This is a genomic window from Vibrio porteresiae DSM 19223 (genome assembly GCF_024347055.1).
GTDB lineage: Bacteria > Pseudomonadota > Gammaproteobacteria > Enterobacterales > Vibrionaceae > Vibrio > Vibrio porteresiae.
Map to the genome: position 1 here is coordinate 1,554,342 of NZ_AP024896.1, position 16,889 is coordinate 1,571,230.

Sequence of the window (16,889 nt, forward strand, 5' to 3'; positions counted from 1 at the left end):
TCAGCTGTTAAAGCTAAATTCATCTGTTATAAAAATGCACTGGCAGCCGTTACTACTCGGCTGCCTTTTGTTTTTAAGGCCGCTTAGTGAATTAGTCATCTAGCTCAATCGTCACTTCCATCGACTTGCCTGACGTAAACCGTTTCAAGCCCGCATCGATTTTTCCCAAATGAATCAAACCATTCGCATGACCAAAATCGCGATAAAAGATCACCAGATTGCCCCACGGCGCGTAGTAGGCGATATCACCGGCGCGAGCTGATGTACCTGAAGGAGCACCTTCACGAGTGAGCTTTTCTGGCAGATAGGCGATTTTTTCGGTACTTGCGTAATCTTCCAATTCGAATGACAAAGGTAATTGACGCACGAAAGCACGAGTAGAAGGCGTGTCATCGAGCGTTGCGTGAATAGTTTGATCGTCAAAAACAAAACGAATTTTCATCGTAGAACTCTCTAAATCTAAGTGATGGTCCATCGCATTAATCGGTAGCGACACACCAGATATGGAAAAAGCAAACGCCAGTGACAATAGGGAACCCGACGTTCGTCGCCACCATTTTTTTGCCGTACTCAGCCGGTAAACTTGGCGATCATCGCGACTAAATTTGTTCACAGGCCATGACTCCCATTTTTAGTCTCTGTAATCCCTCGGCTAAGACGCTACGCGGACAAGCCATATTCAACCGCAGGAACCCCTCGCCAGCGTCACCAAATAAGGTTCCAGGGCTTAATATGAGCAGGGCATGTTGCGCGAGAAGGTCAACCAATTTTTCGGCGGGCAGTCCCAACTCACGACAATCAATCCACGCTAGATAGGTCGCCTCTTGTTTGGTTAGCTTGAGCGTTGGAATTTCCCGCTGAATAAACTCAGCAACAAATTGATAGTTACCATAAAGATAGCAAAGCAGCGCATCGAACCAGCGTTCACTATCTCGATAAGCGGCGATCAACGCCTCAATACCAAACGGGTTCACATCGCACACTTCATGAATATTCAGTGCCTTATCAATACGTAAGCGTAACTCTGGATTTGGCACAATGATGTTAGCGATTTGCAATCCGGCAATATTGAATGATTTACTTGGCGCATGACAGGTCACTGTATTGCTGAGAAATTCTGGGCCTAAATCAGCAAAAGGCTGATGCTTATGCCCAGGAAACACCAAATCGCAGTGAATCTCATCGCTGATCACTTTCACGCCATGAGCAAAACAGATTTCGCCAATACGTAGCAGTTCTGCTTTTGTCCAAACCCGACCCACTGGGTTATGTGGGTTACACAATAACAATACGGTGTTGTTTGGATCTTGCGCTTTTTGCTCCAGATCTTCGAAATCGATTTCGTAGTAACCTTCACGGTTAATCAACGTATTTTCAATTACTTGGCACCCCATATTCCGAATGGAGCTAAAAAAGCAGTTGTATACTGGCGTTTGCACAATCACGCCATTACCTGACATGCTCAACGCTTTGATCGCTGCCGAAACCGCAGGCACAACGCCTGAGGTATACAGTACCCAATCGCGCTCAATCGCAAAATCATAGCGACGAGCAAACCAACTCAACAACTCTTGGTAGTACACGTCTGGAACTTTGGCGTAACCGAAAATGCCATGCTGAACACGTCGCATTAATGCCTCAACAATCGCGGGAGAAGTAGCAAAATCCATATCAGCGACCCACATCGGCAAAGCATTCTCCTGCTCAACAGAATCCCATTTATAACTTCCGCTACCCTTGCGTTCTATGACTTGGTCAAAATAAGCCACTTGGTCAAAATCGGTCATCCCATTTACTCCACAACATCAATCACGCAGGCACCGGGATTAATGCAGTGCTTATCAATGATGATCTCCCCGACAGAAAGTGCTCGGATATAGCCACCTTTGGGATTTTTAATGCTCATCACATGGGACTGGATATCCGCTTCTACGGTGGAATATTCAAACCCAAGTTCAGTATCTTCACCCATGATGCAGTTCTCCAAAATGAGATTCTCTGCATAACAGAAAGGTTGTTCACCGCGAATAGTGCAATTCACCAACCGAAGATTTTTTGAGTGCCAACCAAGGTATTCACCTTCAATAACACTGTCGTAAACCGTCACGTTTTCCGACTCCCAAAAGGCATCTTTTGAGTCAAGATGAGAGTTACGAATCACGACATTTTTGGCTTCTTGGAATGAGTAGTTACCTTGTAGGTTCATATCGTTGATGTCGATATGTTCGCCATGCATAAAGACGTAATCAGCCCCTTTCAGTTGCACCGTGTTCAAGGTCACGTGGTCACACCACCACAGGGTTTCGCCAGCAGAAGAGAAGACGGTATTTTCCACCGTAAGATGCGACACCTTACGAAACATTTTCGGCGCTTCAACTTTGCAATGACGCATCACCATATTTTGGGTGTACCAAATCGCCGCACGGCCATAAACGGTAAACACACTGTTCTCAAGTACGACATCATCGCTATGCCAAAATGGATACTTACCCATAAACTCACACTCTTTGGCGATCATGTGTTTGGAATGCTTGAGCGCAGACTCCCCTGGATAAAAACGAACTTTTTCCAACGTGGTGTTTTCACACGCAAATAATGGGCGCTCACCTTCAAAAAAGGTCTCTTTTATTAATTGTTTTTCCAACGTCGTAGCGGTCATTGGGAAAGTGTCCTCTTGAGTTGTTATTGCCCATAACGAGCTAAAGCACTGAAAAGTTCTCAATGCTTATGATGAATGTGCTGTGCTAGCAAACAGGATCGCCCTAGGGCGCAAATTGAAACGAACAGAGTGAAAGCGCTGCGTATTGCACGCAGCGTTTTTAAGATCAGCGACGAGCTGCGAGAACTTGGTCAAACACTTGCGCAGCATCGGTTGCAGTCTGCTCATCAATGGTTTGACGCAACACTTCGATGAAAGCACGAATTTGAGGTTCAGTTAACCCATTGTGCATACTGATGGCGTAGTGTGAGCCTAGCTGACTGCCTGCTCCTTTCAGGTTTGCAAGAGCGGCAATGGTCGCAAGTTCGCGGTCTTGCCAGCTAAGTACATCACGAGCAAAAATATCGCCAAATAAATGGGCTTTAAGGTATTGGTCAATCGCTGGAGCGAAGTCAAATAGTGGGCCTTTGACTTCCACACCAATCAATTGTGTTTGGTTAGCCGTACCGTCTTGTAAGCTGTCGTAATCGGCGGGTAGAGCAGATGCTTCTTTACCGATTTCGTCTTTAATGCCTTTTTCTTTACGTTCTTGTAGTACGCCCATGAAAGCGCCTAGACCGTTAAGGCTGCGCGGAAAACCAGTGTAAGCGTACATTTGAACCAAAATCTCTTTGATTTCATTAACGGTTAACCCCGCATCCAGTCCTTTATTTAAGCTGACTTTGAGTCCATCAATGTCGCCGCTGGCTGTCTGGGCAGCGATTGGAATGATGGCGATTTGTCTTTTATTTAAGGCTGATTCTGACATGGCATATGTCTCCGTTAGTCCGATGAGCATGAGTAATACGACAGTGAGGGTCCTTCTTACCAACATGAATGATTTCATTAGAATCTCCTTTTAAACGACGGTAACTGCCTAAAATGCTCGCCAAACCGACAACAAAGCGCGTCAGTTTTGGGTGAGCAACACAATAGGCATTACTCTAGCCGTTTAAAAAGCGATAACGGTAGCCTGATTGGCTCGATTCATTGCCTAAAAATCCAATTCACTCTCACTGTGATTGCTCATTATCCCGTAGTTCGCTAGGATTAATTAGTGATAAAAACTCATTGATTTAAGTGAAATAGCTCATCAATCCAGCAACAAACTCAATGATTTCGAGGTGTTATCTATGACAAATTCTAATAATTTGCTTAAGTCACACTTACTTACAAATTGCCTAATATTCCTTTATTGCTAAACAATGATAGGATCAAGGCTTCGTCAGCCTACTGATATACGGTGGAATCATGACCTCAAATAACTCTGATAGAACTGAGCAAGTTTCAATCGCAACCTCAACCAAACTGGCGGAATGTTTAGCCAAATGGAGCGGTGGTAGAAATCACACTGAAACCAAAATCTCAGGCCTAACTTTAACCTGCTGGGACTCAACAACCTTACCCACTAGCTACACCCACAACGCAAGCATTTGTCTTATTGCTCAGGGTAAAAAGCAGGTGGTATTGGGCGATGAGCATTATGTGTATGACGCCAATCATTTTCTGATTTCATCGGTTAACTTACCCGTGATAGCCAACATCATCGAAGCCTCACCAGAGAAACCTTATTTGGGATTGATCTTAGAATTGGACCTGCAAGAGATTTCGCAGCTCATGGTCGATACAGAAATGAATTACGCCAATTCGAGCACCCTAGAGAAAGGGATTGGCATTGGTTCATTAACTGAGCCCCTATTGGATGCGTTCGTGCGCTTAGTGGATTTACTTGAAGAGCCGCATAACATTGCAATTCTCGCGCCGATGATCAAACGGGAAATTTTCTTTCGATTACTGACCACAGAACAAGGGAAGCGCTTACATCAACTGGTGACCAATGGTAGCCACACACACCATATTTCTCGTGCGATTGAGTGGATCAAACGTAACTACATCTCACCGCTGAACGTGAGTGATCTTGCCTCTTATGCGGGAATGAGTAAGTCAGCGTTTTATAACCACTTTCGTTCCATCACCTCAATGACGCCGCTGCAATTTCAAAAGAAACTGCGTTTAAATGAAGCGCGTCGTTTGATGCTCACAGAAAATCTAGATGCGCTCGCCACAACCTTTAAAGTGGGTTACGAAAGCCCATCGCAATTTAGCCGCGAGTACAGCCGTCTTTTTGGCGCGCCACCGGTAAAAGACATCAAGCAGTTGAGAGAATCAGGCGCTCTTGCTCCCGCCAGTTAAACGGTTTGTGAAGCTAGGAAAGGAATAGGAAAAGGGAATTTTTCACAAATAAAAAAGGCGACTTTATAAGCCGCCTTTCTTCGTTAATCGAGCCTTGCTTAAGCCACTATAGGCCTTTTTTCGCTAGGTACTCATCGTAAGTGCCGTGGAAGTCGTTAACGCCTTCTTTACTGATTTCGATGATACGCGTCGCAATAGACGATACGAACTGACGGTCGTGAGAAACAAACATCAAGGTGCCTTTGTAGTTCTCAAGCGCCAAGTTCAATGCTTCGATCGATTCCATATCCATGTGGTTGGTTGGTTCGTCCATCAATAGGATGTTTGGTTGTTGCATAATCAACTTACCAAACAGCATACGACCTTGCTCACCACCAGAAATCACTTTTACTGATTTCTTAATGTCGTTTTGTGAGAACAGCATACGACCTAGGATGCCGCGCACCACTTGCTCATCGTCACCTTCTTTCTTCCACTGACCCATCCAGTCCAGTAGACTCAAATCTTCCGCAAATTCATGCGCATGGTCTTGAGCGTAGTAACCGATGTTGCTGTTCTCAGACCATTTGATTTCACCGTGCATTGGTTCCATCGCACCCGCTAGCGTATTTAGCATGGTTGATTTACCGATACCGTTCTCACCGATGATCGCAATACGCTCACCCACTTCAACCATCATGTTCACGTTGTTGAACAAGATGTTGTCGTCGTAACCTTGTTTCATTTCGGTCACTTCAAGTGCGTTACGGTAAAGCTCTTTCGCTTGGTCAAAACGGATAAATGGCGATTGACGGCTTGACGGTTTCACTTCATCAATCTGAATCTTATCAATCAGTTTTTGACGAGAAGTTGCTTGTTTTGCTTTTGATGCGTTAGCAGAGAAGCGGCTTACGAACGTTTTTAGTTCAGCAATTTGTGCTTTCTTCTTCGCGTTGTCCGCTTGGAGACGTTCACGAGCTTGCTCTGCTGCAATCATGTATTCGTCGTAATTACCAGTGAACATACGTAGCTCACCGTAATCCAAGTCCGCCATATGTGTACATACCGTGTTTAGGAAGTGGCGGTCGTGGGAAATGATGATCATGGTGCAGTTACGCGCCAATAGCGTTTGCTCCAACCATGCGATGGTGCTCATGTCCAAGTTGTTGGTTGGTTCGTCAAGTAGCATGATGTCAGGTTCAGCGAACAGAACCTGAGCCAACAACACACGCAGTTTTAGACCAGGAGCGATTTCGCTCATCAAACCGTAGTGGTAAGACTCTTCGATACCAAGACCTAACAGCAATTCGCCCGCACGAGCTTCAGCTGAGTAACCGTCCATCTCCATGAATTCGGTCTCTAGATCGCCAACACGCATACCGTCTTCATCAGACATTTCTGGCAATGCATAGATGCGGTCGCGCTCTTCTTTTACTGCCCACAACTCTTTGTGACCCATAATAACGGTATCGATAACCGAATGCGCTTCAAACGCAAATTGGTCCTGACCCAACTTCGCCATACGCTCATTTGGATCCGCCATAACGATACCGCCAGAAGGTTCAAGTTCAGAACCTAGAATCTTCATAAAGGTCGATTTGCCACAGCCGTTCGCACCGATAAGACCATAGCGGTTACCATTACCAAATTTAACGGAAATGTTTTCAAACAATGGCTTATCGCCAAATTGCATTGTGATGTTTGCAGTTGAGAGCACAAGAAATCCTAAGTTCGTTTTACATAAACAGCGTGATAAACACGAAAAAAGTTGGCATTAGCCAACTTTCAAATTTGTGACATAGTAGCAGTTTTTTTTCTAATCTTCAGCCCTTCCGAGGATATTTCATCTTAATCTTGTCACTTTTATCATTGATAGCCTACGACATACCTTTAAATATGTCGAAAAATATCAATATAAATCATTATGATAACGAAAAAACTACCAACGTTGTTCTAACCAATAAAAGCGCTGCTGAGTCGACATGACCTCTTCCGTCTGTGCAAACAGCTCTGCCACATCGGAAACGTGTTCAGACGTAAAGTTGGCAACGGTACTCACCACCACTAACCGCACTGTTTTTGCACCTTGCCGCGTGGCTTTGAAATGCCAAGAGCCAGAACGGTAACTGACCTCGTCTCCTTCCTGCTTAGGTAACTCGGATAATATCTGCGCAACTTCTCGCCCACTGCGGATATAGTAGAGATATCCCCCAGCGATTTTTTGTCGCGACCAATAATCACTGCGGCCAAGCGTAAGCGGATTTTCAGTGGCAACCACTACCGAATTGGGCGTTGGCTCTGGAGCAATCTCCACTGGGGTACATTTAAATTCCGGTTGTCCCGAATAGGCATCAACTCGTGGGTCAACTAAGCTGCAAGGTTTGGCATCCGCAGCGGTTAATTCATTCCAATGAATTGGCATAAAAAGCTCACCACGTTTCATCCCATCGTTAAACATCACCTTAGCCCGCACTTTACCTTGCTGATTGCTCACTGTCGCAATGTGCCCGTCATTGAGCTGATATTGCTGCGCGGTATCTGGATGGATCATAAAGTAAGGATCGCAGTGAAACGAGGCTAAGCGCGTTGATAATCCGGTACGTGTCATGGTGTGCCAGTGATCCCTTGTACGTCCAGTATTGAGCAACAACGGATATTGCGCTGAGATCTGCCGTTGAGGCATTCGATGACTCACCGCTAAAAAATTCGCTTTGCCATTAGCGGTATAAAACTGCTTATCGGTAAAAAGGCGCTGATTAACTAACTCAGATTGATACTCGAGCACGGGCCACTGCTGTGGCATCAAGTGGTGATACTCTTGATCGGTCAGTTTAGCCAAACCAATCAAGTTCAAATCCCGTGGTTTCACATGCTGATTCAGCCCCGTCATCGCTGCATATTCGCGAAACACTTCCCCTTCGTGGTGATAATCGAACTGCTCTTTAAATCCCATGCGCTGAGCCACTTGGCTGACGATCCACCAATCGGGTTTCGCTTGCCCTGGACTGGCGAGCAATTTTCGTTGTCTCGAGATACGGCGCTCAGAGTTAGTGACGGTGCCGGATTTTTCACTCCAACCTTGGGCAGGTAACAGTAAATCAGCACAGCGCGTGGTGGCGGTATCGGCAATGCAGTCGGATACCACTACAAATTGGCAATTCTCAAGTGCAGCTTGGATTTTGTCGCTGTTCGGTAAACTCACTACCGGATTGGTCGCCATAATCCAAATCGCTTTGATTTTGCCTACCGCCAGCGCATCAAACATATCCACTGCTTTGAGTCCCGGTTTGCTGGCGAGCGAGTCGGTGTGCCAAAATTCGCGAATCGCCGCCATCTCTTGCGGCTGATCAAACTCCATATGCGCCGCAAGGGTGCTGGCTAATGCACCCACTTCTCGTCCGCCCATCGCATTAGGCTGCCCTGTCACCGAAAACGGACCACAGCCTGCATAACCGATTTTTCCACTCGCAAGGTGACAATTGATAATGCTGTTGACTTTATCTGAGCCCTGAGTGGATTGGTTGACCCCTTGTGAGTAAATGGTCACTACTCTTTTATGTTCAGCAAACACTCGATAAAACTGATCTAGCTCGGTACTCGTTAATCCCGTTACATCTGCCGTATTGGTTTCTTGCTGCGCTGCGGCTAACGCTGCCTCAAACTGGTTGGTGTGCTTAGTAATAAACTCCCTATCGAGCGCTTGATGGTCGGCAAGATAACCGAATAAACCATTAAACAACGCGACATCAGAGCCGGAATGAATGGGCAAATGCTGATCGGCGATATCGCAGCTTTCATTACGCCGTGGATCCACCACCAGCACTTTAAGATCAGGGTTATTTTCCTTGGCGACACGCAAACGTTGATACAGAACTGGATGGCACCATGCGAGGTTCGAACCAACCAGAATCACTACTTCTGCTTGTTCCAAATCTTCATAGACCACCGGCACACTGTCCATACCAAAGGCACGTTTGTGTCCTACGACTGACGATGCCATACACAAACGCGAATTGCTGTCGATATTGCTGCTGCCAATAAAGCCTTTCATCAATTTATTAGCGACATAGTAGTCTTCGGTAAGGAGCTGACCTGAAACATAAAAAGCAACGGAATCAGGGCCATATTCTGCAATGGTTTGCGTAAATTTGTCAGCAACGGTAGTCAGGGCTTCATCCCAAGCCACTCTTTGCCATTTCCCCGCAATGCGTTGCTGAGGATAAAGTAAGCGACCATCTTCAATGACCGTATCGCCCAAGGCGATGCCTTTGGTGCACAGCTTGCCGAAGTTGGCAGGATGACTTTTATCTCCACGCACTTCTAGCTTTCCACTGCCTAAAACACGGGCTTCAATACCACAACCGACTCCGCAGTAAGCACACGTTGACTTGGTCCATCCATCATGCGTCACCATACATTTCCCTTACTATTTCTACTTTCAGCATAGAAAAGCAATTTATAGACCAATACCCTCACGTAAACCAATCAAGTATTTGAATTTATTAAATAAAATAATTTATCTACCCACTATTAGGTAGAGGTGACTACCCAAGACTACTACCCACTTTTATGTATTTTTCACCATGAAAAGAAATCGTCGCACATCCATGGACCATTTTTCTCAATCTTGCCCATTCTCGCTTATGACCCGTATATGGTGATTCTTTGGAGATGACGTTATCTAACTTATTGAAAAATATTATTTTAAAAAAGTATTCTCTCATTACATCACCTATTTGGCATTCAACTTGCTCTAGAGGGGAAAAGCGCTGTCGGAACAATCGACGCCCAAACTTAATCACCATGACGAGGCACTGGAATGATGAAGACAATCACAAGCTCAACGATCACATTCGGTAATGTGGCTTTGGTCGGCGCAGGTCCTGGCGATCCAGACTTGCTCACCATGAAAGCGGTCAAGGCCATTGATGCTGCGGACGTCATCATTTACGACAATTTGGTGAGTCGTGAAATTCAAGCGACCTTTCCGCATTCTGCTCAGCATGTCTATGTGGGTAAAGCCAAAGGCCACCACAGCATGAAGCAAGAAGAGATCAATGAACTGATTGCCAGCTACGCCATGCAAGGGTTGCAAGTGTGCCGAGTCAAAGGCGGTGATGCGTTTGTCTTTGGTCGCGGTGGTGAAGAGATGCTGTTTCTGGCTCAAAGAGGGATCCGAGTTGAAGTGGTACCGGGTATCACCGCCGCTTCAGGTTGCAGCACTTACGCCAATATTCCTTTAACTCATCGAGGGCTCGCACAAGGGTGCACTTTTATCACTGCTCATGCCGATAAATCCCTTGATGTTAATTGGGGCGCACTGGCGTCACTGAACCAAACCTTAGTCATTTACATGGGCTTATCGAAAGCGCAATGGATTCAAGAGACCTTAATCAAACATGGCATGGATCAAAGCACCCCTGTTGCGATTATTGAGAATGGCTGCACCACTCGCCAGCGCACCTTCACAGGCGAATTGACCGAATTACACCATTTAGCAACACACCACCAAGTCTGTTCGCCTGCCTTGATCGTCATCGGTCAAGTGGTCAAAGTGGCGTCACAAATGGAGTGGCTAGAACAATTAACAGAACGGGAAGCAAAGTCAGACACCACAACCATTCGCCTCACCGCGTAATGACAGCACTGACTCTAAAAACAAAATAAGGACATCATCATGAGCAAAAAACGCATTATTGTGGCAGGCAATGGAATGGTCGGTCATAAGTTTATCGACAATGTGATTCAATCTGGCAGCAATGAGTATGAGATAATCACCTTTTGTGAAGAAGCCCGTCTAGCCTATGACCGTGTGCATTTAACCTCTTATCTTACTGGCAGCACGGCCGCCGATTTAGCCCTCACCACCGAAGAGTATTACCAAACTCACGGCATTCAATATCGCTTGAACGCCAAAGTTGCCGCGGTCAATCCCGAACAGCGCACCGTGACGTTAACCAATGGTGAAACCCTAGCCTACGACAAACTGATTTTAGCGACCGGCTCATTCCCATTTGTCCCTCCGATTGCAGGTAACGATGGCGAACATTGCCATGTGTATCGCACTCTGGAAGATTTAGATGCCATTGAAGCCTCTAGCCAATCCAGCACCAGCGGTGTGGTCGTGGGGGGTGGTCTGCTGGGTTTAGAAGCGGCGAATGCGATTAAGAATTTAGGTCTGACGACACATGTGGTGGAATTTGCACCACGCCTCATGGCAGTGCAGCTCGACCAAGACGGCGGCGAATTATTGCGCCGTAAAATTGAAGCCATGGGCGTCAATGTGCACACCGAAAAGGCAACCACGGAAATCGTTGCTGGCGAGTCGGCACGTTATCGCATGAACTTTGCCGATGGTTCGCATCTCGAAACCGACATGATTGTCTTCTCCGCTGGGATTCGTCCTCGTGACGAACTGGCACGCAACTCCACCATTACCATCGGTGAACGTGGTGGGATTGTGATCAACAATCACTGCCAAACCAACTATGACGATATTTATGCCATTGGCGAATGTGCCCTGTGGAATAACCAAATTTTTGGCTTGGTCGCTCCGGGCTATCAAATGGCAAAAGTCGCCGCGCAACATATCTTAACGCCTGAGCAAGCTGCTGAATTTACTGGCGCAGATATGAGCACCAAACTCAAATTACTCGGTGTCGATGTGGCGAGCATCGGTGAAGTGCACGACAAAACCGCAGGCGCGCTGTCGTACACCTATAAAGACGACATTGAGCAAGTCTACAAACGTCTGATTCTCTCTCACGATAAGAAATCCATTGTCGGCGCAGTATTAGTCGGTGATGCGCAATGCTACTCCAACTTACTGCAACTGCGTCAAAACAACATGACGTTGCCAGAAACCCCATCAGTGCTAATTTTACCTAACGTGGCAGAAGATGAATCGTCTGCCATGGGCGTCGATGCCCTGCCTGATAGCGCGGTGATCTGTTCATGTTTTGATGTCACCAAAGGCACCATTGTCGAAGCCGTTAAAGCCGGCTGCACCACCATGGCTGAACTGAAAGAGACCACTAATGCCTCGACAGGTTGTGGTGGTTGTAGCGCTCTGGCTAAACAAGTGTTAGACCGCGAACTGGCAAAATTGGGCGTCGAAGTCAACAACCATGTGTGTGAGCACTTCGCCTATTCACGCCAAGAACTGAGCGATTTGATTCGCGTCCATCAAATCAAAACCTTCGACGAACTGCTTGCTCAATACGGTTCGGGCTTAGGGTGTGAAATTTGCAAACCGGCAGTGGGTTCTATCCTTGCCTCTTACTGGAACGATTACATCCTGCGCCAAGAGCACATTGAGCTGCAAGACACCAACGATCTGTTCTTGGGCAACATGCAAAAAGATGGCACTTACTCGGTCGTCCCACGGATTCCGGGCGGCGAAATCACCGCAGAAAAATTGATTGTACTGGGCGAAGTCGCTAAAGATTTTGGTTTGTACACCAAAATCACCGGCGGACAACGTATCGACCTGTTCGGCGCACAACTTAACGATTTACCGCTTATTTGGCGACGTTTGGTGGATGCGGGCTTTGAAACGGGTCATGCTTACGGCAAATCTCTGCGTACCGTCAAATCCTGTGTGGGACAAACTTGGTGTCGCTACGGCGTGCAAGACAGCATGGGTCTCGCGATTGACTTAGAAAATCGCTACAAAGGGCTGCGCTCACCACACAAACTCAAGTTTGCCGTCTCAGGCTGCACCCGTGAATGTGCTGAAGCGCAATCGAAAGACATCGGCGTGATTGCCACTGATAAAGGTTTCAACCTCTATATCTGTGGTAACGGCGGTATGCGCCCTCGTCATGCAGACCTATTCGCGACCGACCTCGACCAAGCTACTTTAGTGAAATATATCGACCGCGTGCTGATGTTCTACATCCGCACTGCCGACCGCCTGCAACGCACGTCAGTGTGGTTAGAGAACCTTGAAGGCGGCTTAGATTACGTCAAAGAGGTAGTGATTGAAGACAAACTCGGCATTTGCACCGAACTCGATCAAGCCATGGCAGACAACATCGCCAAATACCAATGCGAGTGGAAAACCACACTAGAAACACCCGAAAAATTGCAACGCTTTAGCCACTTCATCAACAGTGATGACCGTGATGATAACATCCAGTTTGTCGATATTCGCGGACAAATTGCCCCTAAAGCGCACCGCGATGATCTCGCTATCGAAATCACCCAAGTTCAATAATTGGTTAAAGAAGGAAACACAAGATGAGTCAATGGCAAACCATTTGTAAAATCAGCGATATCGCACCAAACAGTGGCGTTTGTGCCAAGGTGGGCGATAAACAGGTCGCTATCTTCTTTAGTCAACGCACCAACCACTTTTATGCGATTGGCAACTATGACCCGATTGGCAAAGCCAATGTGCTGTCGCGCGGGATCATCGGCTCCATCGACAATGAACTGTATGTGGCGTCCCCCCTTTATAAACAACACTGGAATTTAGCAACTGGTGCTTGTTTAGAAAAGCCGGAACTGAGCATCGCCACTTATGAAGTTCAGCAAGCCAATGATGAGATTCAAATAAGAATCTAGTTACTTACATCGTTTATCACTATTTCGTACACACAGTGCTGGTTGCAGCACTGTGCGGACCAACACACTCTACAGTTAGGAATTAGATTATGGACAATACTAAATTTTCGCTGTTCTCATTTAGCGGCAAGATGAAGATCCTCCACCTCAGTTGGATCGCCTTTTTCATCACCTTTGTTATCTGGTTTAACTTTGCGCCGATGCTGCAAATGGTCAAAACCTCCCTTGGGCTATCAACGGAAGAGATCAAAACCTTGCTGATCCTCAACGTGGCACTGACCATTCCAGCTCGGGTACTGATTGGTATGTTTACCGACCGCTTTGGTCCACGCGCAGTTTACTCAGCGCTCCTCGCCATCTGCTCCATTCCTTGTTTTGCTTTTGCTTTTGCCGACAGCTTTATTCAAGCAGCGATTGCTCGCTTCTTACTTGGCTTTATCGGTGCCGGTTTCGTGGTGGGCATTCGTTTAGTCTCTGAATGGTTCCCGCACAACCAACTGGGCACAGCAGAAGGCATTTATGGCGGTTGGGGTAATTTTGGCTCTGCCGCCGCCGCGTTTACTTTACCTGCTTTGGCTTTAGCGTTCGGCGGTGATGACGGCTGGCGCTATGCGACTGCATTAACGGGCTTAATGAGTTTGGTGTTCTCTGTTATTTTCTATCGTAACGTCACCGATACGCCAAAAGGCGCCACCTATTTTCGTCCTAAACATCTGTCAGCCATGGAAGTGACCTCTAAAGGCGATTTTGTTTTCCTCCTGCTGATGAAAATCCCGATGTACGCCGTACTTGGTTTACTGGCATGGAAACTCTCTCCAAGCGGTATCAATATGCTCAGTGAAGGGGTGGTTATCGGTATTTACGTTGGCCTGACTGCACTTTATCTTTTCGATGCGCTGCAAGTTTGGAAAGTGAACAAAACCATCTTCACCACTCCGGTTGAACCTGCACACCAATACAAATTCAAACAAGTCGCAGTGCTAAACGTACTCTATTTTGCGACCTTTGGTTCTGAGCTTGCTGTGGTATCAATGCTACCACTGTTTTTCTCCGACACATTCCAACTAACGCCCGTGATGGCAGGGATGGTAGCCTCTTCATACGCCTTTATGAACCTGATGTCTCGTCCTGGTGGCGGTATCTTGTCTGACAAATACGGCCGTAAGATGACGCTACTGATTTTGACTGCGGGTTTGGCTGTGGGTTACTTCTTGATGGGACAAGTAAACGGCTCATGGCCACTATGGCTGGCGGTTGCGGCTGCGATGGCGTGTTCGTTCTTCGTTCAAGCCGGTGAAGGTGCGGTTTTTGCTACCGTTCCACTGATTAAACGTCGCATGACAGGACAAATTGCTGGGATGACAGGCGCTTACGGTAACGTAGGTTCAGTGGTTTATCTGACGATTCTCTCTTTTGTGAGCTACCAAACCTTCTTCTACGTGATTGCAGCAACCGCTGTGGTTGGTTTTGCTACGCTGTTCTTTATGGAAGAGCCTAAAGGTGAAATAACTGAAGTGAACGAAGACGGTTCAGTTACGCTGATCAAAGTCTCTTAAGGTTGATGTTCCCTTAGCTCCTCAGTCGATGGCTGAGGAGCTTTCGTTATTGATGGTTCACACCACAAGGAGCAGTTTGAGGATGGATAAATCACTCCAACAGGTCACCTTCGGCGGTACATCGCTCACCGGTGTTCGCGCTGAAAATCAGGATGCCTTTATTGTTAAACACCCGCAAAGGCAAGATGAGCTGACGTTCAAAGGCACCGTAGTCTGCATTGCCGATGGCGTCAGTTGCAGCGACCAAGGTCAGCAAGCCAGTCACACGGTCACCACGCAATTTGTCCAAGACTACTACGCCACGCCTCACAGTTGGAGCGTCTCTCATTCTGTCACTTCGCTTTTAAGTCAACTCAATCAATGGCTTTATACTCAAGGCCAAGATGCGCTGCGCCATAACGGTATGGTCACCACGTTTAGCTCGATCATTCTAAAATCCAATACCGCTCATTTGATTCATATTGGCGATAGCCGTATCTATCGCTATCGCCGCCACAAACTCACCCAATTGACCCGCGACCATCAACGCACGACCGCCAAAGGAACGGGCCATCTCACTCGAGCTCTCGGCATGGATGAGAACGCCGATGTGGACTATCAAACGCTGGAAGTGAACCGACATGATCGTTTTTTGCTTACCACCGATGGTGTTCACCAAACACTCTCCCCTGAGCAAATAAGCGCAGTGTTAGCGCAGCAAGACAGTGCCGAAGCGCTGAGTGCTAAGCTTTGCCAACTCGCCATCGACAATGGCAGTCAAGATAACTGCACTTGTGTCATTTTCGATATCATGGCGTTGCCAGAAAAGAGCTTACCAGAACTGGAACAGCAACTTATCAGCCGCCGCATTCCTCCGGTACTCAAAGCCGGAATGAGCCTCGACCACTTTAAAGTGCTGCGCACCTTGCACGATGGCTCGCGTAGTCACGTCTATCTGGTGGAAGATACATACATAAGAGAGCAGCGAGTACTTAAAGCGCCATCAGTCAATGCCAGCGACGATCTGCCGACGTTACGCCGATTCGCTAACGAATATTGGATTGCCTCACAACTCAATAACCCACGCATAATGAAAATGTACGCGCCCCCAGCAGAAACGCCGTTTCTCTATCAAATCAGTGAGTGGATTCCCGGAGCAACATTACGCCAATGGATGTTTGATCATCCCAATCCTTCTCTCAATGAGGTTCGGACACTGCTCACCGAATTGGTGAGAGCAGTACGAGTGTTGCAGCGCGCTGATATGGTTCATTGCGATCTCAAACCCGAGAACATCATGATTACACCAGAAGGGACAGTAAAATTGATCGATTTTGGTACTGTCGACGTACTGGGACTCAAGGAGGCACAAACACATCAAGATGATCCGTTCCCACTTGGCACGGTTAACTACATTGCGCCGGAATACATCAATACAGGGCGAGCTACCACCTTATCGGATTTGTTCTCCATTGCCGTAATTGGTTATGAGATGCTGAGCGGCTCCTTGCCCTTTAAAGAAAATACCTCGCAAGCGATTCAAAGTGCCCGTCATACCAAATGGCATTATCAGTCGCTACAAACTTATCGCGCCGACATTCCGCTTTGGGTCGATTTGGCCTTTCGTAAAGCAACTGAAGAGTCACCTCAGCAGCGCTATCAAGCATTAGGCGATTTTGTTACCGATTTGAGTACACCCAATACCGCACTCATCAATAGTCCAAGCAATCGACCACTAATGACTCGCAATCCTGTGCTATTTTGGAAAATGATTTCCCTTGCAGCACTGTTTGTCGCTATCGTAGAGGCGCTGCTTTTGCTCAATCACTAGGTTACCCGCAGTGCGTAAAGATCAGGACGGCCAAGGGGAAGGAGTGAAAAAGCGGCGAGAAAATGGATTTATTAAAAGGAAAAGG

General features: G+C 47.0%; 12 protein-coding genes. 6 read left to right on the plus strand and 6 right to left on the minus strand.

The genetic code is table 11. From position 1 onward, the window contains the following. Positions 1-91 precede the first annotated feature (91 nt). The 4 genes from OCV11_RS23660 to OCV11_RS23675 all read right to left on the minus strand — a co-directional run bounded on the left by OCV11_RS23660 (position 92) and on the right by OCV11_RS23675 (position 3,467). The gene (locus OCV11_RS23660) at positions 92-613 is read right to left on the minus strand and encodes a cyclophilin-like fold protein (RefSeq protein ID WP_261896904.1); all 522 of its coding nucleotides are present in this window, start codon (positions 611-613) and stop codon (positions 92-94) included. Then, positions 600-1,787, minus strand: a complete 1,188-nt coding sequence (locus OCV11_RS23665; RefSeq protein ID WP_261896905.1) for a MalY/PatB family protein — start codon at positions 1,785-1,787, stop codon at positions 600-602. The genes OCV11_RS23660 and OCV11_RS23665 overlap by 14 nt, the downstream gene beginning before the upstream one ends. A 5-nt stretch (positions 1,788-1,792) precedes the next feature. Continuing rightward, on the minus strand, positions 1,793-2,659 hold the full coding sequence (locus tag OCV11_RS23670; protein ID WP_261896906.1) for a DUF3737 family protein: 867 nt from the start codon (positions 2,657-2,659) through the stop codon (positions 1,793-1,795). A gap of 166 nt (positions 2,660-2,825) precedes the next feature. Next, positions 2,826-3,467, minus strand: a complete 642-nt coding sequence (locus tag OCV11_RS23675) for a carboxymuconolactone decarboxylase family protein (protein ID WP_261896907.1) — start codon at positions 3,465-3,467, stop codon at positions 2,826-2,828. 482 nt (positions 3,468-3,949) lie between these two features. On the opposite strand from OCV11_RS23675, the gene OCV11_RS23680 reads away from it, so the two are divergent. Beyond that, positions 3,950-4,891: an AraC family transcriptional regulator gene (locus OCV11_RS23680; RefSeq protein ID WP_261896908.1), complete on the plus strand. Its 942-nt coding sequence runs from the start codon at positions 3,950-3,952 to the stop codon at positions 4,889-4,891. A gap of 106 nt (positions 4,892-4,997) precedes the next feature. Here OCV11_RS23680 and OCV11_RS23685 read toward each other — a convergent pair whose 3' ends face one another. Together OCV11_RS23685 and OCV11_RS23690 are read right to left on the minus strand one after the other, a co-directional pair. Next, positions 4,998-6,587, minus strand: coding sequence for an ABC-F family ATPase (locus tag OCV11_RS23685; RefSeq protein WP_261896909.1), 1,590 nt, complete (start codon positions 6,585-6,587; stop codon positions 4,998-5,000). A gap of 222 nt (positions 6,588-6,809) precedes the next feature. Then, positions 6,810-9,284: a molybdopterin oxidoreductase family protein gene (locus tag OCV11_RS23690; RefSeq protein WP_261896910.1), complete on the minus strand. Its 2,475-nt coding sequence runs from the start codon at positions 9,282-9,284 to the stop codon at positions 6,810-6,812. A gap of 405 nt (positions 9,285-9,689) precedes the next feature. Here OCV11_RS23690 and cobA point away from each other — a divergent pair, with 405 nt between their 5' ends. From cobA to OCV11_RS23715, 5 genes are all read left to right on the plus strand, one after another. Continuing rightward, on the plus strand, positions 9,690-10,508 hold the full coding sequence (gene cobA, locus OCV11_RS23695; protein WP_261896911.1) for a uroporphyrinogen-III C-methyltransferase: 819 nt from the start codon (positions 9,690-9,692) through the stop codon (positions 10,506-10,508). Between the two features lie 39 nt (positions 10,509-10,547). Further along, positions 10,548-13,088, plus strand: coding sequence for a nitrite reductase large subunit NirB (gene nirB / locus OCV11_RS23700; RefSeq protein WP_261896912.1), 2,541 nt, complete (start codon positions 10,548-10,550; stop codon positions 13,086-13,088). A gap of 23 nt (positions 13,089-13,111) precedes the next feature. Next, positions 13,112-13,438, plus strand: a complete 327-nt coding sequence (nirD, locus tag OCV11_RS23705; protein ID WP_261896913.1) for a nitrite reductase small subunit NirD — start codon at positions 13,112-13,114, stop codon at positions 13,436-13,438. 89 nt (positions 13,439-13,527) lie between these two features. Further along, a complete protein-coding gene (locus tag OCV11_RS23710) occupies positions 13,528-14,994 on the plus strand; it encodes a NarK family nitrate/nitrite MFS transporter (RefSeq protein ID WP_196124172.1) in 1,467 nt (488 codons plus the stop codon). A 49-nt stretch (positions 14,995-15,043) separates the two neighbouring features. After that, positions 15,044-16,804, plus strand: a complete 1,761-nt coding sequence (locus OCV11_RS23715; protein ID WP_373332836.1) for a protein kinase domain-containing protein — start codon at positions 15,044-15,046, stop codon at positions 16,802-16,804. Positions 16,805-16,889: the final 85 nt, after the last annotated feature.